This window comes from Streptomyces sp. PCS3-D2 (assembly GCF_000612545.2).
Lineage (GTDB): Bacteria > Actinomycetota > Actinomycetes > Streptomycetales > Streptomycetaceae > Streptomyces.
The window spans coordinates 1,652,375-1,676,957 of sequence record NZ_CP097800.1 but is presented as its reverse complement, the minus strand read 5'-3'; the positions used below and the strand labels follow the sequence as shown (position 1 = coordinate 1,676,957).

Here is a 24,583-nt window from a genome sequence, read left to right as displayed (position 1 = left end):
CGGGGCACCCCGGACTTGCGGCCACGGCCGCCCCGCCGCAGGACCGTCAGGCGAGTGCGCGCCGGAAGAAGTCGAGTTCCAACGCCGTGATCTTCTCGCGGGTGCCCCCCGGGGTCATGTGGGTCACGCCGGGGAGGGCCAGCAGCTGGTGGGGGCGGCCCGCGTCCGTCAGGGCCTGCGACAGGCGCAGGGTGTGCGACGGGTGGACGTTGTCGTCGGCCAGGCCGGTGACCAGCAGCAGCGGGCGGGTCAGTTTCGGGGCGTCGGGCAGGAGCGAGTCCCGGTCGTAGACCTCCGGGTGGTCCTGGGGCAGGCCCAGGTAGCGCTCGGTGTAGGCGGTGTCGTAGTGCCGGAAGTCGGTCGGCGCGGCCCCGGCGGCCGCGGCGTGGAAGACGTCGGGGCGGCGCAGTACGGCCATCGCCGACAGGTAGCCGCCGTAGGACCAGCCGCGGACGCCGACCCGGCCCAGGTCGAGCTCGCCGTGGCGCGCAGCCAGCGCGTGCAGTGCCGCGACCTGGTCGTCCAGGGTGACCTCGGAGAAGCCGCGGTACATGGCGTGGGTGTGGGAGGGCGAGACGTACGCGGTGCCGCGGTTGTCGACGGTCACCACCGCGAAGCCCTGGTCGGCCCACCACTGGCGGTGCTGCCAGCGGCGCGGGTCGGCGGTGATGTCCTGCGCACCGGGACCGCCGTAACTGTCCATCAGGACGGGCAGCTTCCGCCCGGGGACGTGCCCGCGGGGCAGTACGAGCGCGGTGGGCACGCCGTACTCGGTGACCCGCTCCAGGACCGGGGCCACCCGGTACGGCAGTGGCTGCGACAGGTCGGCCGGGACCAGTTCCCGCCCGTCGGGGGTCCGTACGACGCGTCGCACGCCGTCGGCGTCGGCGGAGGTCAGCAGCAGGAAGCCGGCCGAGGCGGTCGCGCTGTGGACGCCGGGCCCGTCGGCGAGCGGGGTCACCTCCCCGGTGGCGGTGTCCAGCAGCAGCACCTGCTGTTCGGCCGGATCGCGCAGTCCGGCCTCGACCAGCAGCCGGCCTTCGTGGACCCCGGCCACCCCGCGGACCTGGACGTCGTCCCCGGTGAGGAGTGCTCCGTCCACGGCGAGGGCCCGGGCGGCCCCGTCGGGGGTGTCGGCCGCGGTCAGCATCCGCCCGTCGGGCAGGCGGGCCGGAGTGCCGGGGACCAGCGGGTCCACCCACTGGGGGTGCGTGGTGCGGGACAGCTCCCGGGTGCGGCCGGTGGCCGGGTCGGCGGAGAGCAGCAGCACGGTGCGCTGGAGCCGGTCCTGGACCGTCAGCAGGATCTCCGAGGCCGACTCCCAGCCCGCGTCGGAGACGTAGGGGTAGGTCTCGCAGTCCCACTCGATCCGTACCCGGGTCTCCCCGAGCACCCAGAGCTGGACCTCGGCGTTGGGGCCGCCCGCCTCCGGGTAGGCGAAGTCCTCGGCCGGCAGCTCGGGGTGGGCGGGGTCGGCGAACCACCGTCGCTGGAGGGCGGATTCGTCGACGCGTGCGGCGAGCAGCGTGACTCCGTCGGGCGACCACCAGTGGCCCCGGGAGCGGCCGAGCTCCTCGGCGGCGGCGAATTCGGCCAGGCCCCAGCGGGCTCCGTCGTCGGGGCTGACCCGGCCGCCCGGGGCGACGTACAGGGCGTCGTCGGCGACGTAGGCGGTGCGCGAGCCGTCGGAGTTGGGACGCGGGTCCAGCGCGGGTCCGGCGGCGGGGATCTCCCTGACGGTCCCGGATCCGGCGCCCGCGGCGGTGACCTCGTAGAGCCTGCCGTACAGCGCGAAAGCGGCGCGGCGCCCGTCGCCGGAGAGGGCGTAGGAGCCGATCCCGGCGGCGACGAGACGGGTCCGCTCGCGCAGCCGGCGTTCGGCGGTGGGGAGGGTGCCGGGCTCGGGGCACAGCTCGCGCGGATCGGCAAGCCGGATCTCGGCGCCGGTGGCGGTGTCGAGCACCCAGAGGCTGTCGAAGGCGTCGGTGGGTCCGGTCGACCGGAGGAACCAGAGGAGGCGGCCGTCGTCCCCGAAAGACAGTGCCCGCGGGGCGCCGTGGGTGAATCGGGCCGTGCTCGCGGAGAGCCTGAGGAAGTCATCCATGATCGTAGTGTGACATGTGAAATGTCACTACCACTAGGCCGTTCGAGTGGTGGCCCCAGAGGTGCGGGCTTAGCGTCGGGAGGGTGGACCCGAACGCAACGCCGAGCAGCAGACGGACCGACGGCAAGGACGGCTCGGTCCGGGGAGGCGGCAGCACACTCGCCCTGGTCGTCATCGCGTCCTGCCAGCTCATGGTGGTTCTCGACATCACCATCGTGAACATCGCGCTGCCGCACATCCAGACCGCGCTGAACTTCTCGACCGAAAGCCTCTCCTGGGTCGTCAACGCGTACACCCTCGCCTTCGGCGGCCTGCTCCTCCTCGGCGGACGCACCGGCGACATCCTCGGCCGCAAGCGCGTCTTCATCTTCGGCGTGCTGCTCTTCGGCCTGGCCTCGCTCCTCGGCGGACTCGCCCAGAACGAGGGACAGTTGATGGCCGCACGCGCCCTCCAGGGCGTCGGCGGCGCCATCGCCTCGCCGACGGCCCTCGCGCTGATCACCACCACCTTCCGCGAAGGACCCGACCGCAACAAGGCGTTCGGGGTGTTCGCCGGCGTCTCGGCGGCCGGCGGCGCGATCGGACTCCTCGCGGGCGGTGTCCTCGTCGAGTGGCTCGACTGGCGCTGGGTCCTCTTCGTCAACGTCCCCATCGCGCTGGTGATCGCCGTACTGGCCTCCAAGGTCCTGCGCGAGTCCGAACGCCACCCCGGCCACTTCGACTTCGCCGGCGCGCTGCTGTCCACCCTCGGCATGGTCGCGCTCGTCTACGGCTTCATCCGGGCCTCCCAGGAAGGCTGGCGCGACCCGGTGACGCTCGGCTCCTTCGGAGCCGCCGTGGTCCTGCTGACGCTCTTCGTCCTCAACGAGCGGCGGTCGCCGCAGCCCATCACCCCGCTGCACATGTTCGCCGACCGCAACCGGGCCGGAACCTACGGGATCATGCTCATGCTCGCCTGTGCGATCTTCGGCATGTTCTTCTTCCTGACCCTCTTCGTCCAGATCGTGCTCGGCTTCAGCCCGATCCAGGCCGGCCTCGCCTTCCTGCCCGTCAGCGCGGTGATCGCGGTGGGTGCGGGCCTCACCGCCAAGCTCCTGCCGAAGTTCGGGCCCAAACCGTTCATGGTCGGCGGCGCACTGTCCTCGGCGGCCGGTCTCGCCTGGCTGACGCAGACCGACGTCCACTCCACCTACCTCGGCAGCATCCTCGGCCCGATGCTGCTCTTCGCCCTCGGTATGGGCCTGCAGTTCGTCTCGCTGACGCTGATGGCCCTGTCCAACGTCCCCGACCGAGAGTCGGGAGCGGCATCCGGACTGCTGAACACGATGCAGCAGGTGGGCGGCTCCCTCGGCCTGTCGATCCTGGTGACCGTGTACGGCACGGCCAGTCGCAACGAGGCCAAGGAACTGGTGCCGGACTTCCTCGCCACGGCCGGCCCCGTACAGAAGGCCTTCTTCGAGCGCACCGGCCAGCTCCCGAAGCCGTGGGGCGACCAGGTGCTCACCTCCGGCATCAGCGCGGCCTTCGTCGTGGCGGCCCTCTTCACCCTGGTCGGTGCGGCGATCGCGGTGTTCGTCATCCAGGTACGCCCTTCCGACCTCGAACGCCTCCAGGGCAACCACAAACCGGCGGCCGACCGCATCTGACGGCCGCATCCGGCAGGTTCGGGCGCGGGCGGCTCAGCCGACCGTGACCCCGGTGACGCGGGAGACGAAGCCGTTCAGGTTGGCCTCCATGCGGGCGAGGCGCTCGCCCACGGTCAGCGACTCCTCCTGCCGCCCGCCGCGCAGCTTCGGCTGCCGCTTCCCTCGGACGTACAGGGGGCAGGCCAGGTCCGCGCAGACGTAGGTGCCGACCGTGTTCCCCTCGCGGCCGCGGGCGCCCGCCAGCGGCGCGGCGAGCAGGGTGACCCCGGAGGAGGCGTGACCTGTCAGGCAGATCTGGCACAGGCTGGACTTCACCGCGCTGGTGCGGCCCACCGACGGCACGCGCAGCGAGATCCCCAGCGGGCCCTCCTCCCGGGGCAGCACGAGGTGGGCCCGCAGCGGAGCGCCCGGGTCGACCCAGCCCAGGAAGTCCAGGTCCTCCCAGGGAAGTTCGGCGAAGTCCAGGGGCAGGCGCAGGCGCGCCGCCTCGCCCTTGGTGCAGTTCACGAAGGATGTGCGGATCTGTTTCTCGCTGAGTGGTTCCACGGGCATCGACCCTATGGTGTGTCCCGGCCGGCCCGCACCCCGATTTCCGGCCCGGGACCGGCCCCGCGCGCACCCGCCGGCGCGGACGGCGGCGGCGTCGCACCCGGTGCCTCCGAGCCCCGTGCGGGCCCGAGCGCGGCGCGCAGCCGGGCCGCGTCCGCCCGGCTGCCCATCCGCAGGGCCAGCCACGAGCCGTCGGTGAACACCAGGTCCACCCGGGCCGGCCGGCGGCGCAGCCGGGGGACGCGGCGCAGCGAGCAGACGGCGGTGTGCGCCCCGCGGGCCGGGTCGCCGCGGCCCCAGGGCGGCCGCGCCGTCACCGTGCCCGCGGCCACCGGGCCGTCGATGCGCCGCGCGGTGAACAGGCCGCCGGGCCCCTCGGTCTCGGCCTGCCAGTGCGCCCAGTGGAAGCCGTGCAGGGCCAGGGCGAAGCGCCCGGCCCGGCTCGCCCAGCCGCCGCGCAGGGCCGGTCCGTGCAGGAGCCGCCCGGCCAGGCGGGCGGTCCGCTGGAAGGGGTCGAGGAGCGCGGCCACGGCGTCGGCGAGGTCGTCGGGCAGCGCGGTGAGGAAGCGGAAGAGGAAGAAGTCGCCGATCCGGCGCCGCAGCGGCAGCGGGGCGGGCGAGCCGGGCAGCAACGCGCGCTTCGGCCTGCGTACGTACGGCGACAGCCGGCCCGCAATCTCCTCGTCCATCCGGCCATGATGGCCGGGCGGCCGCTAGCGGTCCACGCGACGGACCCGGCAGCGCGCCGGACCCTCCGTCCGCAGGGTGATTCCCGCCCCGACCGGGATCCGGGTGTCCACCGCCTCGAACGCGTACGTCCGCAGGATCATCGCCAGCGCGACCACCGACTCCAGCATCGAGAAGTGCTGCCCGATGCAGGCGCGCGGGCCGCCGCCGAAGGGGAACCACGCGTAGCGCGGCCGTCCGGCCTCCGCCTCCGGCGTGAAGCGCTCCGGGTCGAAGCGGTCCGGGTCCGGCCAGTACTCCGGATGGCGGTGCGTCACCCAGGGGGCCAGGATCACGTCGGCGCCCGCGGGGATGGTGTGCTCCCCGATCCGGGTGGCGGCGACGGCCCTGCGGCCGATGACCGGCGCGGCCGGGTACAGCCGCATGGCCTCCTTGACCACCTGCGAGAGGTACGGGAGCCGGTCCAGGTCGCGGGCCTGCGGCGTACGGTCGCCCAACACCCGGGTGATCTCCGTGCGGGCCCGGTCCTGCGAGCTCCGGGCGGCGGCCAGCAGCGTCAGCAGGTCCTCGTCGGCGGCCTGCCCAACGGTGGCGCCGGCGGCCGGGGCCTGCCCATCCGGGGCGGGGGCGGGGGCGCGGTCCCGCCGCCGCTGCCCGATGATCTGGTCGCAGACCCCGTACAGCTCGTCCATCGCGGCGGCCGCCCGCCGGTTCGCCGGGGTGGGCCAGTGGCGCGGGACGGTGGCGGGGGAGTAGCCGCGGCGCAGCACGTAGTCGGTGATCACCGGGAAGCAGCGCGCCACGACGTCGGCGGTGGCCTCGACGTCGGTGCCGAAGAGGATCCGGGCGACGGCACGCAGCGCGAGGTGCGTCATCTCGTCGGAGAGGTCCACGACGCCGTCCGGGGCCTCCTGCCAGGCGGTGACGACCGACGCCGTCTCGGCGGCGACGGCCCCGGCGTACCCGTCCACCCGGCGCCGCGTGAACAGCGGCTGCACGAGCCGGCGCTGACGCAGGTAGTCCTCGTCCTGGCTGGTCAGCAGTCCGTTGCCGAAGGAGTCGCGGACCTCCTGGTAGAAGGGGTTGTCCTTGCGGAAGTTGGCCGACTGGGAGGCGAGCACCTGCTGGACGCCCTCGGGCGAGAACACGCAGTACAGGTCGGACCGCATCCCGGGCGGCCCGGCCGAGACCCGTACGACGTCACCGAGCCACTGCCGAGCCCGCAGATAGGTGCCGAGGGAGTCCGACTTCAGGTCGTGGAGCGATCCGAGCAGCGGCGCCCCGGGAAGCACCGGAACCCCCGTACCCGCACTCGTACCCGCACCTGCGCTGCCCGCGTTCCTGCCCAATGTCATGCCGACGCCCGCCCGTCCCCGGTCCCCTGCTGCCGGAGCCCGATTCTGCCGTCCGCGTCCGCTCCTGGCGAGAGCGCGTGCGGCCGCGCGGGCGGCGACGGGCTCGGTGACCGGTGCACCCGAGGTTCGACGGGCGGCCACAGCCCGAACTCGGGGGCACTGACGACGGGTCGATCCACGCCACGGCGGTGACGATCGTCAACCCACGCCCGACGGCCCGCCGGGCCCCGGGGCGCGGGCGGCTCAGATGTCGCGGAAGATCTCGATCTGGGCGCCCACCGAGTTGAGGCGCTCGGCCAGTTCCTCGTAGCCGCGGTTGATCACGTAGACGTTGCGCAGGACCGAGGTGCCCTCGGCCGCCATCATCGCCAGCAGGACGACCACCGCCGGGCGGAGGGCCGGCGGGCACATCATCTCCGCCGCGCGCCAGCGGGTGGGGCCCTCGACCAGGACGCGGTGGGGGTCCAGGAGCTGGAGGCGGCCGCCGAGGCGGTTCAGGTCCGTCAGGTAGATGGCGCGGTTGTCGTACACCCAGTCGTGGATGAGGGTCTGGCCCTGGGCTACGGCCGCGATGGCCGCGAAGAAGGGGACGTTGTCGATGTTCAGCCCGGGGAAGGGCATCGGGTGGATCTTGTCGATCGGAGCCTCGAGCTTCGAGGGGCGGACCGTGAGGTCGACGAGCCGGGTGCGGCCGTTGTCCGCCGAGTACTCCGCCGAGCGGTCGTGGTCGAGTCCCATCTCCTCCAGCACCGCGAGTTCGATCTCCATGAACTCGATCGGCACCCGGCGGATCGTCAGTTCCGACTCCGTGACGACCGCGGCGGCCAGCAGGCTCATCGCCTCGACGGGGTCCTCGGAGGGGGAGTAGTCCACGTCCACGTCGATGTTCTGGACGCCGTGGACGGTGAGCGTGGTGGTGCCGACGCCTTCGACCTTGACGCCCAGCGCCTCCAGGAAGAAGCACAGGTCCTGGACCATGTAGTTGGAGGAGGCGTTGCGGATGACGGTGACGCCGTCGTGCCGGGCGGCCGCCAGCAGCGCGTTCTCGGTGACCGTGTCCCCGCGCTCGGTCAGCACGATCGGGCGGTCGGGAATGACGCCGGCCGCGACCTTCGCGTGGTAGATGCCCTCGGTCGCGGTGATGTCCAGGCCGAAGCGGCGCAGGGCGATCATGTGCGGCTCGATGGTGCGGGTGCCGAGGTCGCATCCGCCGGCGTACGGCAGGCGGAAGGTCTCCATGCGGTGCAGCAGGGGGCCCAGGAACATGATGATGCTCCGGGTCCGGCGGGCCGCGTCCGCGTCCATGGCCTCCATGTCGAGGCGGGCCGGCGGGACCAACTCCAGGTCCACGCCGTCGTTGATCCAGCGGCTGCGGACGCCGATGGAGTTCAGGACTTCCAGGAGGCGGTAGACCTCCTCGATGCGGGCCACCCGCCGCAGGACCGTCCGGCCCTTGTTGAGCAGTGAGGCGCAGAGCAGCGCGACGCAGGCGTTCTTGCTCGTCTTGACGTCGATGGCGCCGGACAGGCGGCGGCCTCCGACCACGCGCAGGTGCATCGGGCCGGCATAGCCCAGGGAGACGATCTCGCTGTCGAGAGCTTCACCGATTCGGGCGATCATCTCAAGGCTGATGTTCTGGTTGCCGCGCTCGATCCGGTTCACCGCGCTCTGGCTGGTGCCGAGGGCTTCGGCGAGCTGACTCTGTGTCCAGCCCCGGTGCTGCCGGGCGTCACGGATGAGCTTGCCGATGCGTACGAGGTAGTCGTCTGCCATGGGGGCACCGTATCTCAGATATGAGATGACTCCTGCGTCGGGTGTGGCAGATGGGTGAATCGAACGCCGTGGCGGTCGTGCGTCGAGTGTGCGTCGGGGCGGCGTTATGGGCTATTTCGGAATGTGTTGGGGGTGGTGCCCCCGCACCCCGCGCGCGTTACCGGCCGTCAGGTTCCGCGGCGTGGCCGCCGTGCGTGTGGTGCTCGACGATCCGGCCCAGCAGGTGGGTGAGCTGCTCGCGCTCCGTGGCCGACAGTGGGGTCAAGAGTTCGTCCTGGGCCGCGTCGAGGAGCTGCTCCAGTCGGCGCAGCCGCCGCCGACCGGGCGTGGTGAGGGTGATGACGTTGCGCCTGCGGTCCTCGGGGTCCGGTGCCCGCTCGACCAGTTCGCGCTCGGCGAGTTCGTTGATGACGGCGACCAGGTCGCTGCGGTGGATGCCGGTGCGGTCGCTCAGCGCGGCCTGGCTCGCCGGTCCGCACTCCTCCAGGGCGACCATCGCTGCATAGTGCCATTTGTGGGCATCTGCCCGACCGAGGGTCTCGGCCACCAGTCGCTGTGCATGCGTGGAGGCCAGTCCCAGCAGGCGGCTGGGTAGTTCGCGCAGTCGCGCGGGTACGGCCGCGCCCCCGTTCTCCCTGGTGGTCATGAGGTGATGCTACCGCTTGCGTTAGTGACACCAACGGTATAGTTTCGTTCGTGTTGCGAACGTTAGTCACGCCAACGATTGCGGAAGGGGCTCCCGTGCCCACGATCGACGTACTCGACTCGACGATGTACTACGAGGACCGCGGCGAGGGCGTGCCCTTCGTCTTCCTCCACGGCAACCCCACCTCCTCCCACCTCTGGCGGGGAGTGCTGCCCCGCATTGAGGGCCCGGTCCGCGTCCTGGCGCCCGACCTCATCGGCATGGGGCGCTCCGGAAAGCCGGACGGCGAGTACCGCTTCGCCGACCACGCGCGCTACCTGGACGCGTGGTTCGACGCGCTCGGACTCGACGAGGCGGTGCTCGTCGGCCAGGACTGGGGCGGGGCGCTCGCCCTCGACCGGGCCGCCCGCCGCCCCGGGCGGGTCCGCGGGATCGCCTTCATGGAGACGATCGTGCGCCCGATGGAGTGGGACGAGTACCCGCCCGCCGCACGCGTCCGGTTCGAGGCGATACGCACCCCGGGGCTGGGGGAGGAGATGGTCCTCGACCGGAACATCTTCATCGAGGACAGCATTCTGCAGACGGTGCTCCACCCGATGGCCGAGGAGGACCGCGCCGTCTACGGTGCCCCCTACCCCACCCGCGAGAGCCGGCGGCCCCTGTTGCAGTGGGCCCGCTCACTGCCCATCGGAGGAGAGCCGGCCGACGTCGTCGCCGTCGTCGAGCGGTACGACGCCTGGCTGGCCGACAGCCCCGAGGTGCCCAAGCTCCTGCTCACCTTCGACGGCTCGCCCGCCCTGATGACCGGCGCCGAGGCCGCCGCCTGGTGCGAGCGGAACATCTCGGCGCTGGAGAGCGAGTACTGCGGGCCCGCGGCCCACCTCTGCCCGGAGGACCGGCCCGAGGAGATCGCCGCGGCCGTCAACGCCTGGGCCGTCCGCCACGCGCTTGCCCGGTGAGTCGCGCCGCGGAGGGTGCACCGGGGACGCGCCCGCCCGTCAGGGCACGGCCCGGGTGACCGGGGACGACCGCGGACGACCGCTCGGCATCCCGCATCCCGCATCCCGCATCCCGCATCCCGCATCCCGCATCCCGTGCCCCGAAGCCGCGGATGCGGCCCGCGGCGGCCGGAACGTCCGAGGCGCCTGTCGGCCGAAGGAAACCCGGTTGATCCGGAACCCGGCGCCTGAATACTGGCTGTGTGCCGGTCGATCGGAACCGCTCACGTCGTGTCGAACCGGACCAGTGGAAGGGCCTGCGGGATTGACCATGCACGTCGACCAAGTGGACGTGACCACCGACATCGTGGCGGCCCTGGTTCAAGAACAGTTCCCCCAGTGGAGCGGCGAGGCGATCCGGCCCCTGCCATCGACCGGAACGGTCAACGCCATCTTCCGCGTCGGGGAGGGCCTCTCCGCGCGTTTCCCGCTGCGCCCGACCGACGCCGCCGAGGCGCTGGCCGTTCTGGAACAGGAGGCACGGGCGAGCGCGGAGCTGGCGCAGGTGTCCCGGTTCCCCGTCCCGGAACCCGTCGCCACGGGACAGCCCGGAGCGGGCTACCCCATGCCGTGGTCGGTCCAGACATGGCTGCCGGGAACGGTCGCCCTCGATGCCGATCCGAGCGGGTCGGACGCATTCGCCGAGGACCTCGCCGCCTTCATCGCGGCCCTGCGGAACGCCGAGACGCGGGGGCGGCGTTTCAGCGGCGACAACCGGGGCGGCGTTCTCGCCCACCACGACGAGTGGATGGCGCAGTGCTTCGAGGAGAGCGAGGGGCTGCTCGACGTACCCCGGCTGCGCCGGCTGTGGAGCCGCTTCCGGGAGTTGCCGCGCACGGGCGCCGACGTGATGAGCCACGGCGACCTGATTCCCGGCAACGTACTGGTCGCGGGAGGCCGGCTCAGTGGCGTCCTCGACACCGGCGGCTTCGGCCCGGCCGACCCCGCGCTGGATCTGGTCAGTGCCTGGCACCTGCTGGAGCCCGGTCCACGGGAAGTGCTTCGGCGGACACTGGCCTGCGACGATCTGGAGTGGGCGCGCGGCACGGCGTGGGCCTTTGAACAGGCGATGGGCCTCGTCTGGTACTACGCCGAGAGCAACCCGGTGATGAGCGGCACGGGGCGCCGGACCCTCGACCGCATTCTGGCCTCGACGGAGTGATGTCGTCCCGGTCAAGGGCCGTCACGGATGCGAACCTCGGCCGCTCCCGCGGTGGGCTGACCACGAAGATCCACCTCGTCGCCGACGGCCGCTGCCGGCCTTTGGCGTTCGTTATCACGCCCGGCCAGGCCGGTGACGCACCGGCGTTCCCTCAGGTCATGGCCCGCCTACGTGTGCCCCGGCGGATCGGCCGTCCCAGGATCACGCCGGACCTCGTCCTGGCCGACAAGGCCTACTCGTCCCGGGCAATCCGCCGTCACCTTAGGCGGCGCGGGATCCGGGCGGTGATCCCGCAGCCCGCCGACCAGGCCGTGAACCGCAAGCGGCTGGGCCGGTTCGGCGGCCGCCCGCCAGCCTTCGACCGTGAGGCTTACAAGCGGCGGAACACCGTTGAGCGGTGCATCAACAAACTCAAGCAGTGGCGTGGCCTGGCCACTCGCTACGACAAGAACGCAACCATCTATCTCGCCGGACTCCACCTCGCCGCCATCTTCATCTGGTCAGCAAGGTGATCCGAATATGCGGCCTATAGTTCGTTCCGCCAGTTGACGAAGGACACCTCGTCCTGCAGGGAGGTACTGATCTTCCCCTTTCGGAACACCGCATCACTCAGGAGCCGATGAAGGAACTCGGCCATGCCGAGAGGGTGCAACTGCATCTCGGGGTCGGTGTGTCGTCCGCAGATCAGGACCGGCCATCGATCCGGGTCCTCGTCCGTGGTTACCCAGCAGTAGATGTCCGCGCCCGACGTCACGGCCCAGGCCACGATGGACTCGGGGTCCACGTCGAAGTCGGCGCCGTCCCGGCACATCTCCCAGGTCTCGCGGGCGTTCTCCGTCTCGTCCCGCAAGCCCGGGCCGTCCCTGTAGGGGTATCCCTCGGCCCGCAGTGACGGCAGCAGGATGCTGATTCCGTCGCTGATCGCCCCCGACCCGTACACCTCCATGAAGCGGACGTAGTCCGAGGGGAACCGGGTCCCCCAGGCTGCCTCGACCTCGTCCCAGTCGACCTGCTCGTCGACCCCGACAGTCACCGGCATGAGCTCGGCAAGTGCCGCCACCGCTTCCGTCCCGCGCATGTCCCCACCCTTCGTCCCGCCGCCCGCACTGCGCGGCGCTCGTCTCAAGGCCCAACCTACGAGGACGGTCTCTGCAGCGAATCTCCAGGGCCCCGTCTCCGGAGCCCTGCAAGATCCAAAAGAGGCGGCCTAGGCCTGGTGGGCCCCTTTGCCGGGAAAGGGGGCAATGCCGTTTGCGTGGTCATGAGTACGGTCTTTTCCAGTGGCTGGCCCTGGGCCTGCTATGCGTTACTGGTGGGTTGCTCCCGTCGGTCCACCATCGAGTCTGCGTTGCTGGCATCCTCGGGCCTGGCCGTGGGTGTGGCCGCCTACTACCTTTTCAAGGACATGAATCCCGCCCTTCCAGCCGGAATGGAAGCTGCCACCCCCGTCCCTGCTGGAGTGCAGTGGGAATCCGGCGCCTTCAAGGACGGGCGGATTCTCGTGTGGGGAACAGCGGCTTTCGTGTTCGGTGCGCCTTTGGGGTTCGTCGGGAACATGGCGCGGACGCCCGGAGTCGGCGGCCTTCTGTTCCGTCTGCTCGTTCCGTTCATCGCCTTCTTCGAGGCGACCCGGCGGTTGAGCGTGGAGGCGGACGTGCAGGGGCCGGTTTTCTCTGCGACCTGGAACGTGACGCGCGTCGCAGCATGTGTCGTAGCCGGGGCTCTCATCGGGCACACGGCGTGGAGCTGGTGGGTTCGGCGAAGCCGGGCCGACGGGCGAGCGGAAGCCACCGCACCTGCCAGGCATCTCTGACGCCTGGTCCGTCCAGGCCGCTGAATCGCGACGACGCAACACGGCCCCGCCCGTTTCCTCGGCCGGAAGGGGCGGCGCGGTGCGGGCCTGGTGGGCGACACGCCGACTGGCGCTGCGCCGCCCGGCGAGTCGATGCGGGTGCATGCCGCCCCCGGCGCCCTCCGGCAGCCCACGGCGTGAGGGCGGGCCGGCTCGCCGAAGGGGGGACGGCCTGCGGCGCAGGTGCGTGCGGTCCGCTTCGGTCCACGCGCCGTCGCCGCGGTGGTTGCGCGCCCGGATACGGGTGATGCAGTAGAGGGAGCGGCGGATCGACCGCAGGCCCTTCCTGCTCCGCGACGCTGCGAGTCTCGTTGGCGCCGCCCAGCCGCCCAGCCGCCCAGTCGCCCAGCCGCCCAGCCGCCACCGGCCTCCGCCCGGAACGCTCGACCCTCGACGAGACGGCACAGGGGTGTCCTGTCTCAGCGAAGTCAGTCGCCCGGATCTCGTGGACCTGCATGGACTGGATTGAGTGAGACAGCTGCGTGAGGCATCGGTGCGGCCGTGGACCGTGGGCTGGCGGGTTCGATGCCGAGAGTTGGAGCCCAGGAAGATGTTCGACTTGCCGCTTACCCTCTTCTCTGGTGAGGGGGGGGAATCATGGAAAAGTCGATCTTGGTCGAGTCCGTCAGGTACTCCGCTGTGTGCCAGGGGTGCGGTGTCGAGGCAGAGTGGTGCGGTGTCCAGGCGCTGGTGGGCGAGACGCTGCGGTGGGATGTTGAGTCGACGTGTTCGTCCTGCGGGCTCGCCCTGGCTGTTTGCGGCGGTGACCTGCCGGATGATCTGCGTAGCCGACTGCTCTCCGAGCGTGGCCGCGCGCGGCTGCGGGTAAGCGCGCCAGCGAGCAGCGCCATCATCATGCGGGTGCTGCGAGCGGAACTCGGCATCGGCCTGGACGGCGTCAAGGCCGTGCTGGAGCAGGTCCTCAGCGGGCAGTACTCAGGGACGCTGCCCGAGATGGAGCTCCTGGCCCGCAAGCTGCGGGCATCAGGGATTGACGCGGTCGCCTCAGGGACTGTGGATTGAGTGAGCCTGCTGCGCCGGTCTGTTCTCCACGTCGAGCGGAGCCTGTTTGCGCAGGCGGAGTGCTTTCTGGCGGCAGGTCATGGAACATGTCCGGCGTCGAGGTCCGCTGCCCTTGTGCTTGAGGGGAGTCGAGCAGACAGTGCATTTCGCCGGCTGCTTCAGCCTCGGTGGAAGGGTCGAAGGGGATGATCCTTCGGGACGCTTGCGCTGGGTGTATGCCCAGTTCCTACAGCTTCTTGAGCACCAACGACGAGTCGGATTGCGCTGCTGTGCTTTGGTGAACAGGGCGCCGCATGCGGCGCATGCGGATTTTTGAGCGACTTCAGTTTCGCTCTGCCTGCGTGTCCGGCGAGCTGCCTGGCAGCAGGTTGGTGAACCTTCCGGCCAGGCCCACGACCGTGCGAGGGCCCAGCAACTGGCCCGAAAGGTCCTCGGCGACCAGTTCCTGGAGCCAGAGCAGATGGAACAGCGCGGGCAGCGTCGCGAGCCGGTCACCCGCCGCGTCTGCCCCGGGCAGTAGCGGCCTCGGTGTCGCGAAGATCTCCCGCAGGTGGTCCGCAGTGGTGCGGTGCAGGCACCGCGGGTGCCGATAGCGCGACAGCCACCGGACATTCGCCAGCAACACCGCCTCCGGTGCCCCAGCCCGCCTGGGTGCAGGCCACCCGTGTCGCCTCGAACGCCTCCACGTCCTTCGGCTCGATCCGCTCGTCCGCGCGCACATCGATCACCACCGCCGAGCCGTCCACGCGGCGTACGAAGTAGTCCGGAGCGTGCCGACGCTCTCGCAGCCCGTCGTGCCAGTGCAGCCAGAAGGGCTGCGAGGCGATCCCTGCCACCATCGGGTCGAAGTCCATGAGCAGAAGCCGGTCCCGTTCCAGCCAGGACTCGAAGCCGACATGCTGCCCGGTCGTCGCCGCCCAGTACCAGCCCGAGAAGTGACGCTCACCACGCGACCACCGAAACGGCCGCACCGGCCCTACGTCCTCGAAACGGGCCGTCGCACAGTCCACCAGCGGACATCGCTGTCGCTCGCCTACCGCGTCCACGTACGACAGCTCGACGTACAGACCTGCAAGATCCACCCCAGCCGGTACGGCCACCCAGAACCCCCAGTGCGATTGCCCGCACGACTAGGTTCACTGAGACGGAAGGCCGAACGACTGGGTTCGGTGAGTAAACGCCTCGATTGGATGAGAGCGGTCAAGGGGCGTGCCTCGTCGTCGCGCCCGGACATGTACTAGAGTTATCTCGACATCGAGATATCTGCCCAAGGCGTACCGCAGCCGCCCCCGCTGGTAAGGACTACCTAACTTAGCCTTACCTTAGCGGATTGGCCAAGGGGCGTGGCGGCAGGATGCGGTAATACGCGCGAATTCATGCATGAAGGAGACTGTCGTGTCGGCGAACAGCTTCGACGCCCGCAGCACGCTGCAGGTGGGCGACGAGTCGTACGAGATCTTCCGGCTGGACAAGGTCGAGGGCTCTGCCCGCCTGCCCTACAGCCTGAAGGTGCTGCTGGAGAACCTGCTCCGCACCGAGGATGGCGCGAACATCACCGCCGACCACATCCGGGCGCTCGGCGGCTGGGACTCCCAGGCCCAGCCCAGCCAGGAGATCCAGTTCACGCCGGCCCGCGTGATCATGCAGGACTTCACCGGCGTCCCCTGTGTCGTGGACCTCGCCACGATGCGTGAGGCCGTGAAGGCCCTCGGCGGCGACCCGGCGAAGATCAACCCGCTTTCGCCCGCCGAGATGGTCATCGACCACTCGGTCATCGCCGACAAGTTCGGCACGAAGGACGCCTTCGCGCAGAACGTCGAGCTGGAGTACGGCCGCAACAAGGAGCGCTACCAGTTCCTGCGTTGGGGCCAGACCGCCTTCGACGACTTCAAGGTCGTCCCCCCGGGCACCGGCATCGTCCACCAGGTCAACATCGAGCACCTGGCCCGCACCGTCATGGTCCGTAACGGCCAGGCCTACCCCGACACCCTCGTCGGCACCGACTCGCACACCACCATGGTCAACGGCCTCGGCGTGCTGGGCTGGGGCGTCGGCGGCATCGAGGCCGAGGCCGCGATGCTCGGCCAGCCGGTCTCCATGCTGATCCCGCGCGTCGTCGGCTTCAAGCTGACCGGCGAGCTGCCGACCGGTACCACCGCCACCGACCTGGTGCTGACCATCACCGAGATGCTGCGCAAGCACGGTGTCGTCGGCAAGTTCGTGGAGTTCTACGGGGAGGGCGTCGCCGCCACCTCCCTCGCGAACCGCGCCACCATCGGCAACATGTCGCCGGAGTTCGGCTCCACCGCCGCGATCTTCCCGATCGACGGCGAGACCCTGAAGTACCTGCGCCTGACCGGCCGCTCCGAGCAGCAGGTCGCGCTCGTCGAGGCGTACGCCAAGGAGCAGGGCCTGTGGCTCGACCCGGCCGCCGAGCCGGACTTCTCCGAGAAGCTGGAGCTCGACCTCTCCACGGTCGTCCCCTCCATCGCCGGCCCGAAGCGCCCGCAGGACCGCATCGTCCTGGCGAACGCCTCCCAGCAGTTCGCGGTCGACGTCCTGAACTACGTCGACGACGCCGACGAGGCGGGCAAGGAGTCCTTCCCGGCCTCCGACGCCCCGGCCGCCACCAACGGCGTGCCGACCCGCCCGACCCAGGTCACCCTGGCCGACGGCACCTCCTTCGAGATCGACCACGGCGCCGTCACCGTCGCCGCGATCACCTCCTGCACCAACACCTCGAACCCCTACGTCATGGTGGCCGCCGCCCTTGTGGCCAAGAAGGCGGTCGAGAAGGGCCTGACCCGCAAGCCGTGGGTCAAGACCACCCTGGCCCCCGGTTCGAAGGTCGTCACCGACTACTTCGACAAGGCCGGCCTGACCCCGTACCTCGACAAGATGGGCTTCAACCTCGTCGGGTACGGCTGCACCACCTGCATCGGCAACTCCGGTCCGCTGGACGAGGAGATCTCGAAGGCGATCAACGAGCACGACCTCGCGGTCACCTCGGTGCTCTCCGGCAACCGCAACTTCGAGGGCCGGATCAACCCCGACGTCAAGATGAACTACCTGGCCTCCCCGCCGCTGGTCGTCGCGTACGCCATCGCGGGCTCCATGAAGGTGGACATCACCCAGGACGCCATCGGCACCGACACCGAGGGCAACCCGGTCTTCCTGAAGGACATCTGGCCCTCCGAGGCCGAGGTCAACGACGTCGTGGCGAACGCCATCGGCGAGGACATGTTCAGCAAGTCCTACAGCGACGTCTTCGCGGGCGACGCCCAGTGGCAGGCGCTGTCGATCCCGACCGGCAACACCTTCGAGTGGGACCCGCAGTCCACCTACGTCCGCAAGCCCCCCTACTTCGAGGGCATGACGATGGAGACCACCCCGGTCTCCGACATCGCCGGCGCCCGCGTCCTGGCGAAGCTGGGCGACTCGGTCACCACCGACCACATCTCCCCGGCCGGTGCGATCAAGGCCGACACCCCGGCCGGCAAGTACCTCACCGAGCACGGTGTCGAGCGCCGCGACTTCAACTCGTACGGTTCCCGCCGCGGCAACCACGAGGTCATGATCCGCGGTACGTTCGCCAACATCCGCCTGCGCAACCAGATCGCGCCGGGCACCGAGGGCGGCTTCACCCGCGACTTCACCGTCGAGGGCGGCCCGGTCTCCTTCATCTACGACGCCTCGCAGAACTACCAGGCCGCCGGCATCCCGCTGGTCATCCTGGCCGGCAAGGAGTACGGCTCCGGCTCGTCCCGCGACTGGGCGGCCAAGGGCACCGCGCTGCTCGGCGTCAAGGCCGTCATCGCCGAGTCCTACGAGCGCATCCACCGCTCCAACCTGATCGGCATGGGCGTCCTGCCCCTGCAGTTCCCCGAGGGCGCCACCGCGGCCTCCCTGGGCCTCACCGGCGAGGAGACCTTCTCCTTCACCGGTGTGGAGGAGCTGAACAACGGCACCACCCCGCGCACGGTCAAGGTCGCCACCGACACCGGTGTGGAGTTCGACGCGGTCGTCCGCATCGACACGCCGGGTGAGGCCGACTACTACCGCAACGGCGGCATCATGCAGTACGTCCTGCGGAACCTCATCCGCGGCTAAGGGCGCGCCAGGCGGAGCGATCCGCCGTCTGTCGGCACCATAGGGCCGTACCCCCGACGAGGGGGTACGGCCCTTGTCGTTCCGTGCGGCGGCGGCGACGGTCTCAGGTGACGGACAGGTCTCAACTCGGAAAAGCCGGGAACGATCCTTGTGCACGATCTTGCTCAGCCGAGCGGAAGTGGACTATACCTGTGCCCGTCCGGGCCGCCGCGTGACGAGCGGCTCCGGGCCGGGGGATGCCGGGGGACCTGCGGTGATGCCCGCATGCACGGTAACTGCCGCGATTTCCGGCCTCCTTCACACTCCTGACGAAGGCGAGGACATGAGCATGGGATCCACTGGTGAGGGCCTCGGCCGCCGTGATCTGATCAAGCGTTCCGCAGCGCTCGGACTGATCAGCGTGCCGACGATGAGCTTCCTGTCCGCCTGCGCCTCCGGCGGTGAGGACACGACGAAGGGTCCCGACAAGGGGGTCGTGTCCAAGGAGAACCCCTTCGGTGTCGCGAAGGGCGGCACGATGGACGTCGTCGTCTTCAAGGGCGGCTTCGGCGACGACTACGCGAAGGCCTGGGAGGCCGCCTTCGACAAGAAGTGGGGCACGACCAGCTCCCACCTCGGCACCCAGGAGATCACCGGAAAGCTGCAGACCCGCTTCAACGGCGGCAATCCGCCGGACGTGGTCGACAACTCCGGAGCCCAGAAGATCAAGCTGGACGTGCTCTTCAAGAGCAACCAGCTCGCGGACCTCACGCCGGTGCTGGATGCCCCCTCCCTCGACGACCCGAGCAAGAAGGTCCGGGACACGCTCATCGCGGGCACCATCGAACAGGGCACGCAGGGCGGCAAGTTCGTCTCGCTGAACTACGTCTACACGGTCTACGGATTCTGGTACTCCGGGAAGCTCTTCAAGGAGAAGGGCTGGACGCCGCCCCGGACCTGGGACGAGTTCCTCGCGATCTGCGCCAAGGCGAAGGAGGCCGGCCTCGGCGGCCTCGCCCACCAGGGCAAGTACCCGTACTACATCAACGTCGTCATCATGGACCTGATCGCCAAGAAGGGCGGCCTGGACGCCATGAAGGCGATCGACAACCTGGAGCCCAACGCCTTCGAGGGCAACGCGGCCGCCCTCGCCGCCGTCGAGGCGGTCTACGAGGTGGTCGAGAAGGACCTGCTCCTCCCGGGGACGAACGGCCTGACCCACACCGAGTCCCAGACCGCCTGGAACCAGTACAAGGCCGCCTTCATCCCGTCCGGCTCCTGGCTGGAGAACGAGCAGCTCAAGCAGACGCCCGACGACTTCGACATGCAGTTCCTCCCGGTCCCGCTGCTCGCGGACAGCAAGCTGCCCTTCGAGGCCATCCGGGCCGGTGCCGGCGAGCCGTTCATCGTCCCCGAGAAGGCGGCCAACAAGCCGGGCGGCCTGGAGTTCATCCGTTCGATGCTGTCCCGGGAATGGTCGACCATCTTCGCCCAGCAGGCCAACTCGCTCACCGTCGTCAAGGACGGCGTGGACCCGGGCGTCACGCTGCGGCCCGGCACCCAGTCGGCGGTGGCCGCCCTCAAGGCGGCGGGAACGAACACCTTCAATTACCTTTACCCCGACTGGTACAGCGAGATGGACACGGCGATCCAGGACGCGTCCAACGAGCTGATGGCCAAGCGGATTCAGCCGAAGGAGTGGATCAAGCGGGCCCAGGCGGCGGTCGACAAGGCGGCGCAGGATCCCAACGCCAAGAACAACCGTCGCAGCTGACAGCAGGCCCCACCGGTCACCGGCACACCAGGGACGGACACCATGAGCCAAGTAGTCCAGGGCAGGGGGCGGACCGGCTTCATCGCCGGCTTCCTCATCGCACCCCTCGCGCTCTATCTGACCTTCGTCATCTGGCCGTACGTACAGACGTTCGGCTACTCCTTCACCAACTGGACGGGCCAGTCGCCGACGTTCGACTTCGTCGGCATCGACAACTACTCCGCCCTGATGAAGGACGAGGTCTTCCGCGGGGCCCTCTGGAACAACCTGCTGCTCCTGGTGTTCGTGCCGGTGGTCACCATCCTGCTCGCCCTCTTCTTCGCCTTCATGGTGAACGCGGGCGGGCGGGGCGGGGCCGGCGGTGTGCAGGGCGTGGCGGGCTCACGCCTCTACAAGGTCGTCTACTTCTTCCCGCAGGTCCTCTCCCTCGCCATCCTCGCGGTGCTCTTCGGCGCCGTGTACCGCACCGACGAGGGCGGCCTCCTCAACGGCGTCCTCATCCGGCTCGGCATCGTCGACCGGATGCATCCGATCGAATGGCTGAACGAGCCCAGGCTCGTCCTGTGGTGCCTGCTCCTGGTGGTGGTCTGGCACGGAGTGGGCTTCTACCTGGTCCTGTTCTCCGCGGCCATGCAGTCCGTCCCCAAGGACATCTACGAGGCGGCCCTCCTCGACGGCGCCGGCCGCGCCCAGACGTTCTTCAGGGTCACCCTGCCCCTGCTGTGGGACTCCGTGCAGACCTCCGCGGTCTACCTGGGCATCGCCGCGATGGACATGTTCGTCCTGGTGTCGACCATGACCTCCGGCCAGTTCGGCGGCGGCCCCGACCACCACAGCGAGGTCATGGCCACGGTGCTCATGAGGAACTTCCTCTACTTCGGCAAGAGCGGCTACGCCTGCGCCATGGGCGTGGTCATGCTCGTCCTCACCATGATCCTTTCCGTCATCACGCTGCGCGCCACCCGCCGCGAGCGCATCGAGTTCTGAGCGGGAGACCGTCATGACCACAGTGATCAAGGCCCCGGGCGAATCCGCTGCGGAGCGGTCCGGGGGAGCCGCCCCCGGCGGGGAACGGGGTGCGGGGCGTTCCGAGGGCATGGTCCTCAACGTCTTCTCCCACGGCTTCCTCGTCCTGTGGGCCGTGCTGATCGTGCTGCCCCTGATCTGGCTGGCGCTCGGCTCCTTCAAGACCGACGCGCAGATCGGCGGCTCGGCCCTCAGCTGGCCCACCAACTGGAACCTCGACGCCTTCGGGCGGGCCTGGGACAAGGGCATCGGCGACTACTTCGCCCACACCCTCATCGTGATGGTGTTCTCGGTCCCGCTGACGATGCTGCTCGGCTCGATGGCGGCCTACGTCCTGGCCCGCTACCCCTTCCCGGGCAACCGGTTCATCTACTACTTCTTCGTCAGCGGGGCGATGTTCCCCGTCTTCCTGGCACTCGTCCCGCTGTTCTTCATGGTCAAGCGGTTCGACATGCTCAACACGTACCAGGGCCTGATCCTCGTGTACGTGGCGTACTCGATGCCGTTCACCGTCTTCTTCATGCACTCGTTCTTCCGCACCCTGCCGACGGCGGTGCACGAGGCCGCGGTGATCGACGGCGCCTCCGACACCCGGATCTTCTTCCAGGTGATGGTGCCGATGGCGAAGCCCGGCCTGATCAGCGTCGGGATCTTCAACGTCCTGGGCCAGTGGAACCAGTACATCCTGCCCTCCGTGCTGATGCAGCCCCAGACCGGATCGGACCCCGAGCGCTATCTGCTCACCCAGGGCCTGATCCAGCTCCAGCAACAGCAGGGCTACGAGACCGACCTGCCCGTGCTCTTCGCCGGCGTGACCATCGCGATGATCCCGATGCTGGTGGTCTACCTCTCCTTCCAGCGCCAGATCCAGGCGGGCCTCACCTCGGCGACCCTGAAGTAGCGGCCCCGCGTGGGGCGGGGTCCGATGACCGCTCCGCGTCCGAGCGCGGCGGCCGGGTGCGCGGCCGTCCGCCGGACGGTGGGCGGCATCGGCCCCCCTCCTGCTACAGCCAGGTGCCGAAGCGGCGGATGTACCAGGTCTTCACGAGCTGGGTGAGCGTGCAGTACGCGAGCAGCACACCGATCAGCCACGGGAAGTAGCTCGCCGGCAGGGCGACGAAGCCCAGCGAGGAGGCCAGCGGCGAGAAGGGCAGCCAGAGCCCGGTCAGTACGGCGAGGACGGTCATCACCATGACCGGCCAGGAGGCGCGGGACTGGATGAAGGGGATCTTCCGGGTACGGATCATGTGGACGATCAGGGTCTGCGAGAGCAGGCCCTCGACGAACCAGCCGGACTGGAAGAGGGACTGGCTCGCCTCGCTGTTGGCGGCGAAGACGTGCCACATGATCAGGAACATCGCGATGTCGAAGATCGAGCTGATCGGGCCGATGGTGACCATGAAGCGGCCGATGCCCCTGGCGTCCCAGGTGCGGGGCCGGCGCAGGTACTCCTCGTCCATCCGGTCCCACGGGGTCGCGAGCTGGGCGATGTCGTAGACCAGGTTCTGGACCAGCAGCATGATCGCGAGCATCGGCTGGAAGGGGATGAAGGCGCTCGCGACCAGGACCGAGAAGACGTTGCCGAAGTTCGACGACGCGGTCATCTTGATGTACTTGATCGTGTTGCCGAAGGTGGTCCGGCCCTGGAGGACGCCCTGCTCCAGGACGGTCAGGTCCTTCTCCAGCAGGATGATGTCCGCCGACTCCTTGGCGATGTCGACGGCGGTGTCGACCGAGATGCCGACGTCGGCGTCGCGCAGCGCGGCCGCGTCGTTGATGCCGTCGCCGAGGAAGCCGACGGTGTGCCCGTCCGCCTGGAGGGCCCGGACGATCCTGGCCTTCTGGACCGGGTTGACCTTGGCGAAGACCGTCGTACGGGCTGCCAGCGCGCGCAGTTCGGCGTCGTCGAGGTCGTCGGTCATGGCGCCCAGGACCACGGTCCCCACGTCGATGCCGACGTCCGCGCAGACCCGCGCGGCGACGAGCTCGTTGTCGCCGGTGACGACCTTCACCGCGATGCCCTTGTCGGCGAGTCCTTCCAGGGCGCGGGCGGCGTCCGCCTTGGCGGGGTCGAGGAAGGCGAGGAAGCCGACCAGGGTCAGCCGGTCCTCGTCGGCGACGGAGTAGGTGTTGCGCGGGGTGTCGAAGCCGCGGGTGGCGACGGCGAGGACCCGCAGGCCCCGCCGGTTGTGGTCCTCGGCGATCCGGGTGACGTGCCACCGGAGCTGCTCGGTCAGCTCCACCGTCTCGCCGCGGTCGGTGACGTGCGTGCAGAGAGCGAGGACCTCTTCGACCGCACCCTTGGTGATCATGACGTGCTCGACCGGTCCGGAGCCCCCGACGAGCGCGTTGCGGGCCAGGACCACGGACATCCGGCGCCGGGCGAAGTCGAAGGGGATCTCGTCGACCATCGAGAACCGTGCGTCGACGACAACCTCCTCGGCCTCGTTGACGCGGTCGATGACCGCCTGGTCCATGAGGTTGCGCAGCCCGGTCTGGAAGTGCGCGTTGAGGTAGCCGTACTCCAGGACCTCGCCGTCCTCGTTGCCGTGCACGTCCAGGTACCGGTCCAGGACGATCCGGTCCTCCGTGAGGGTGCCGGTCTTGTCGGTGCAGAGCACGTCCATCGCGCCCAGGTTCTGGATGGCGCCCAGCCGCTTGACGACCACCTTGCGCTTGGACAGGGCGACGGCACCGCGCGCCAGGTTGGCGGAGACCACCATCGGGAGCATCTCGGGGGTCAGGCCGACGGCGACCGCGACACCGAAGAGGAAGGCCTCGTCCCAGTCACCCTTGGTCAGGCCGTTGATCATGAAGACCACCGGGACCATGACCAGCATGAACCGGATCAGCAGGAAGCTGACCTTGCGCACACCGGTGTCGAAGGCGGTCTGCGGGCGCTCGCCGACCAGGGAGCCGGCCATCGAGCCGAAGTAGGTGTCCGCTCCGGTGGCGACGACGACCCCGGTGGCGGTGCCGGAGGTGACCGAGGTGCCCATCAGGGCCAGGTTGTCGGCCTCGACCGGGTCGGTCGTGTCCTGCTGACCCAGGTCCTCCGCGCGGGTGTCCGCCTTGGCCACCGGCAGGGACTCGCCGGAGAGTGCGGCCTGGCCGACCATCAGGTCCTTGGCGGTGAGCAGGCGCAGGTCGGCCGGGATCAGGTCGCCCGCGGCCAGCCTCACCACATCGCCCGGAACCACCTGGTCCATGGGCACTTCGAAGGTGGTGGCGGCGGACCCGCTGTGGGACCGGCGCCGCACCGCGCACGTAGTGGTGACCAGTTGCCTGAGCGCGTCGGCGGCGCGACCGGAGCGGTACTCCTGCCAGAAGCGCAGCAGTCCGCTGATCACCACCATCACGGTGAGGATGACGACGCCCGGGTCCGCGGGGTCCTGCCAGTACATGACGGCGGCCAGGACGACCAGGACCGCGATGAAGGGGTTCCAGAAGGCCTTCACCAGCTGGACGTACCAGCGCGGGGTGCGCTCGTGGGCGACGACGTTGGCGCCGTGGCGCTCCAGGCGCAGGGCGGCCTCGGCGTGGGTGAGGCCCGCCGCGGACGCGTCCACGGACTGCAGGGCTCCTACGCCGGGTCCGGCGCTGATCCGGGCGAGGCGCTCGCCGACGAGCCGGGTACGGGACTCCAGCTCGGCGGCCTTGCGCTCGCGGCGGGACCGGCCCGGCGGCGCGAGCTTGGCCGGCGTACGGGGGGTGAGCATGGTCATGGCACATAACCTCCTTCCACGGTTCCGGGCAGCGCGAAGCCGCACGGTCACGTGGAGTGATCGACAGTCGGTGTGCGGCGGCCTTGCGGGCCGGCCGGACGCCGACGGACTGGGGTGACGCACGCCGGACGAGGTCGTCCGGTCATGCGGAAAAGGGGGACGCGGGATGCACGC

General features: G+C 69.9%; 17 protein-coding genes and 2 pseudogenes. 10 read left to right on the top strand and 9 right to left on the bottom strand.

Going from position 1 to position 24,583, the window contains the following annotated elements:
• Positions 1–46: 46 nt before the first annotated feature.
• Positions 47–2,104: a S9 family peptidase gene (locus AW27_RS06970; protein WP_037915231.1), complete on the bottom strand. Its 2,058-nt coding sequence runs from the start codon at positions 2,102–2,104 to the stop codon at positions 47–49.
• An 83-nt stretch (positions 2,105–2,187) separates the two neighbouring features.
• Here AW27_RS06970 and AW27_RS06965 point away from each other — a divergent pair, with 83 nt between their 5' ends.
• Positions 2,188–3,750 carry an MFS transporter gene (locus AW27_RS06965; RefSeq protein ID WP_037915233.1) on the top strand — a complete coding sequence of 521 codons (1,563 nt, stop codon included), beginning with the start codon at positions 2,188–2,190 and terminating at the stop codon, positions 3,748–3,750.
• A 33-nt stretch (positions 3,751–3,783) separates the two neighbouring features.
• On the opposite strand, the gene AW27_RS06960 is transcribed toward AW27_RS06965, so the two are convergent.
• The 5 genes from AW27_RS06960 to AW27_RS06940 all read right to left on the bottom strand — a co-directional run bounded on the left by AW27_RS06960 (position 3,784) and on the right by AW27_RS06940 (position 8,760).
• A complete protein-coding gene (locus AW27_RS06960) occupies positions 3,784–4,296 on the bottom strand; it encodes an FBP domain-containing protein (protein ID WP_037917702.1) in 513 nt (170 codons plus the stop codon).
• Between the two features lie 11 nt (positions 4,297–4,307).
• Positions 4,308–4,988 (bottom strand): hypothetical protein, encoded by a 681-nt coding sequence (locus tag AW27_RS06955; protein WP_037915235.1) that lies wholly within the window; start codon positions 4,986–4,988, stop codon positions 4,308–4,310.
• Between the two features lie 24 nt (positions 4,989–5,012).
• On the bottom strand, positions 5,013–6,341 hold the full coding sequence (locus tag AW27_RS06950) for a cytochrome P450 (protein ID WP_037915237.1): 1,329 nt from the start codon (positions 6,339–6,341) through the stop codon (positions 5,013–5,015).
• A gap of 243 nt (positions 6,342–6,584) precedes the next feature.
• Positions 6,585–8,114: a helix-turn-helix domain-containing protein gene (locus AW27_RS06945; protein WP_037915238.1), complete on the bottom strand. Its 1,530-nt coding sequence runs from the start codon at positions 8,112–8,114 to the stop codon at positions 6,585–6,587.
• 157 nt (positions 8,115–8,271) lie between these two features.
• On the bottom strand, positions 8,272–8,760 hold the full coding sequence (locus AW27_RS06940) for a MarR family winged helix-turn-helix transcriptional regulator (protein ID WP_037915240.1): 489 nt from the start codon (positions 8,758–8,760) through the stop codon (positions 8,272–8,274).
• Between the two features lie 95 nt (positions 8,761–8,855).
• Here AW27_RS06940 and AW27_RS06935 point away from each other — a divergent pair, with 95 nt between their 5' ends.
• The 3 genes and pseudogenes from AW27_RS06935 to AW27_RS06925 all read left to right on the top strand — a co-directional run.
• Positions 8,856–9,719 carry a haloalkane dehalogenase gene (locus AW27_RS06935; protein WP_037915242.1) on the top strand — a complete coding sequence of 288 codons (864 nt, stop codon included), beginning with the start codon at positions 8,856–8,858 and terminating at the stop codon, positions 9,717–9,719.
• A 310-nt stretch (positions 9,720–10,029) separates the two neighbouring features.
• Positions 10,030–10,920, top strand: a complete 891-nt coding sequence (locus tag AW27_RS06930; protein WP_037915244.1) for an aminoglycoside phosphotransferase family protein — start codon at positions 10,030–10,032, stop codon at positions 10,918–10,920.
• 32 nt (positions 10,921–10,952) lie between these two features.
• Positions 10,953–11,432 (top strand): annotated as a pseudogene (locus AW27_RS06925) (IS5 family transposase); the annotation flags it as partial.
• Positions 11,433–11,446: 14 nt separating this feature from the next.
• On the opposite strand, the gene AW27_RS06920 reads toward AW27_RS06925, so the two are convergent.
• Entirely contained in the window at positions 11,447–11,998 is a 552-nt protein-coding gene (locus AW27_RS06920; protein WP_052029988.1) for an SMI1/KNR4 family protein, read from the bottom strand.
• Between the two features lie 183 nt (positions 11,999–12,181).
• On the opposite strand from AW27_RS06920, the gene AW27_RS06915 reads away from it, so the two are divergent.
• Positions 12,182–12,733, top strand: a complete 552-nt coding sequence (locus tag AW27_RS06915; RefSeq protein WP_236647506.1) for a hypothetical protein — start codon at positions 12,182–12,184, stop codon at positions 12,731–12,733.
• Between the two features lie 636 nt (positions 12,734–13,369).
• Positions 13,370–13,795 carry a hypothetical protein gene (locus AW27_RS06910; RefSeq protein ID WP_037915247.1) on the top strand — a complete coding sequence of 142 codons (426 nt, stop codon included), beginning with the start codon at positions 13,370–13,372 and terminating at the stop codon, positions 13,793–13,795.
• A 322-nt stretch (positions 13,796–14,117) separates the two neighbouring features.
• Here AW27_RS06910 and AW27_RS06905 read toward each other — a convergent pair.
• Positions 14,118–14,895 (bottom strand): annotated as a pseudogene (locus tag AW27_RS06905) (TnsA-like heteromeric transposase endonuclease subunit).
• 295 nt (positions 14,896–15,190) lie between these two features.
• On the opposite strand from AW27_RS06905, the gene acnA reads away from it, so the two are divergent.
• The 4 genes from acnA (at position 15,191) to AW27_RS06885 (ending at position 21,585) form a co-directional block, all read left to right on the top strand.
• Positions 15,191–17,905, top strand: coding sequence for an aconitate hydratase AcnA (gene acnA, locus AW27_RS06900; RefSeq protein WP_037915249.1), 2,715 nt, complete (start codon positions 15,191–15,193; stop codon positions 17,903–17,905).
• 328 nt (positions 17,906–18,233) lie between these two features.
• Entirely contained in the window at positions 18,234–19,658 is a 1,425-nt protein-coding gene (ngcE, locus tag AW27_RS06895) for an N-acetylglucosamine/diacetylchitobiose ABC transporter substrate-binding protein (RefSeq protein ID WP_037915251.1), read from the top strand.
• Positions 19,659–19,700: 42 nt separating this feature from the next.
• Positions 19,701–20,645, top strand: a complete 945-nt coding sequence (locus AW27_RS06890) for a carbohydrate ABC transporter permease (protein ID WP_037915254.1) — start codon at positions 19,701–19,703, stop codon at positions 20,643–20,645.
• Between the two features lie 13 nt (positions 20,646–20,658).
• Positions 20,659–21,585, top strand: a complete 927-nt coding sequence (locus AW27_RS06885; protein WP_037915256.1) for a carbohydrate ABC transporter permease — start codon at positions 20,659–20,661, stop codon at positions 21,583–21,585.
• Between the two features lie 103 nt (positions 21,586–21,688).
• Here AW27_RS06885 and mgtA read toward each other — a convergent pair whose 3' ends face one another.
• Complete coding sequence (gene mgtA / locus AW27_RS06880; RefSeq protein ID WP_106967493.1) at positions 21,689–24,409, bottom strand: magnesium-translocating P-type ATPase; 2,721 nt, start codon at positions 24,407–24,409, stop codon at positions 21,689–21,691.
• Between the last annotated feature and the right edge of the window lie 174 nt (positions 24,410–24,583).